This is a genomic window from Streptomyces sp. B1866, assembly GCF_031932565.1.
GTDB lineage: Bacteria > Actinomycetota > Actinomycetes > Streptomycetales > Streptomycetaceae > Streptomyces.
In genome coordinates, this window is record NZ_JAVSCF010000469.1 from 1 (window position 1) to 2216 (window position 2216).

The window sequence follows — 2216 nt, forward strand, 5'->3', positions numbered from 1 at the left end:
CCGGGCGGCCGCCCCGCGGCCCGCCTGGTGCCCGCCGACCTGCCGCGCGCGGTGCCCGGCTTCACCGGCCGCGCCACCGCGGTCGCCGCGCTGGACGCCCTCGTGCCCGCCGACGGCCGCACGCCGCACACCGGCGCCGCGGTGATCTCCGCGATCGGCGGCAGCGCCGGAGTGGGCAAGACGGCGCTGGCCGTGCACTGGGGCCACCGGGTGCGCGACCGGTTCCCCGACGGCCAGCTCTACGTCGACCTGTGCGGCTTCGACCGCGGCCGCGCCCCGCTGCGCCCCCGCGAGGCCCTGGTCCAGCTGCTGCGGGGCCTCGGCCTGTCCTCCCAGGAGATCCCCGCCGACGAGGACGGGCAGGTGCGCCGCTACCGGTCGCTGCTGGCCGACCGCCGGGTGCTGATCCTGCTGGACGACGCGGTGTCGGCCGAGCAGGTGCGCCCGCTGCTGCCCGGCGGCCCGTCCTGCTTCGTCGTCGTCACCAGCCGCAACCGGCTCGGCGGCCTGGTGGCCCGGGAGGGCGCCCACCCGGTCACGCTCGACGTGCTCGCCCCCGCCGAGGCGTACGACCTGCTGGCCGCCGTCCTCGGCGAGCGGCGGGTGGCCGCCGAGCCCGACGCGGCGGCCGACCTGGCGCAGCTGTGCGGCCACCTGCCGCTGGCCCTGCGGGTGGCCGCCGCCCGGCTGGCCTGCGAGCCCGGCAGGCGCGTCGCCGACCTGGTGGCCGAGCTGGCCGGCGGCGACCGGCTGGCCGCGCTGGCCGTGGAGGACGACGAGCGGTCCGCGGTCGCCGCCGCCTTCGACCTGTCCTACCGGGCGCTGCCCGCCGACGCCAGGCGGCTCTTCCGCCGCCTGGGGCTCGTACCGGGCCTGGACTTCGCGGCCGGGGCCGCGGCCGCGCTGCTGGACGCCGCCCTGCCGGTCGGCGAGCGCCTGCTGGCCACCCTGGCCACCGCGCACCTGACCGAGCCGCACGGCGGCGGCCGCTTCGGCCTGCACGACCTGCTGCGCGAGTTCGCCCACGAACGGTGCGAGGCCGAGGAGTCGCCCGGCGAGGCGGCCGCCGCCCGCGACCGGCTGTACGCGTGGTACCTGACCGGCGCCGACACCGCCGGGGCCTTCATCGCTCCCAAGACCCCGCGCCTGCCGCGCNCGCCGACACCGCCGGGGCCTTCATCGCTCCCAAGACCCCGCGCCTGCCGCGCGCGACGGTCGGCCCGGACGCGGACGCCCCCCTGTTCTCCCCCGGCACCCCCGTCCTGGCCCTGCCCGAGGTGCGCGCCCCGGTGCAACCGGCCGACGAGAAGGACGCCATCGGCTGGCTGGACGACGAGCGGGACAACCTGCTGGCCGCCGCCGACCGGGCCGCCCGCGAGGGCCCGCGCGCCGTCTCCTGGCACCTGACGGACGCGCTGCTGGGCTACCTGTGGCTGTGCGTGCCCCGCGGCGTCTGGCAGGCCACCGCGAAGACCGCGCGAGAGGCCGCCGCGGCCGAGGGCGACCAGCGCGGCGAGGCCGCCATGTACTCCGTTCTCGGACTGGCCTCCTGGCACAAGGGCCGCCCCGAGGCCTCGGTGGGCCACTACCGCAGCGCGGTCACCCTGTTCCGCGCCGCCGGCTGGGCACCCGGCGAGGCCGTCGCGCTGGGCGGCGTGGGCTGGGGGGACTGGATTCTGGGCCGCCCCCAGGACGCGCTCGGGCACTTCTCGGCGGCGCTCGGCCTGCTGCGCCGGTGCGGCCTGGTCGACGCCGAGGCCCTCGCGCTCGTCGGCCTGGGCGTGGCGCACCGGGACCTGGGCCGGCTGGACGCCGCCGAACGCGACCTGCGGCACGCGCACCGCGTACGGGAGCGCGTCGGCCTGCGGTACATCGCCATCCTCGGCCTCGTCCACTGGGAGGCCGGCCGGCTGCACGCCGCCCTGGAGGTGCTGACCGAGGCGGTCGGCATCACCCAGGCCGTCGGCTTCCCCAGCGGCCACTCGACGGCCCTCATGGGCATCGGCCGCGTCCACCTGGACGCCGGACGCACCGAGGCGGGCCTGGACTTCGGCGAGCGCGCGCTGCGCGTCGCCGACGCCACCGACCAGGGGCGGCTGCGGGCCGACGCGCTGAACACCGTCGGCGAGGCCCGCCGCCGCGCCGGCCGGCCGGACCTGGCGGCCGACGCCCACGAGAGGGCCCTGGCCGCCGCCCGCGCCGCCCGGCACCCGCGC

General features: G+C 79.5%; 2 protein-coding genes. Both read left to right on the forward strand.

All coding sequences use genetic code 11. The annotated features are described in order from the left end of the window. On the forward strand, positions 1-1407 hold a 1407-nt coding region (locus tag RKE29_RS29510), incomplete at its 5' end, for an NB-ARC domain-containing protein (protein WP_312008780.1). Beyond that, the coding region (locus tag RKE29_RS29515; RefSeq protein ID WP_312008781.1) for a tetratricopeptide repeat protein at positions 1290-2216 on the forward strand (927 nt) is incomplete at its 3' end. The genes RKE29_RS29510 and RKE29_RS29515, both read left to right, overlap by 118 nt.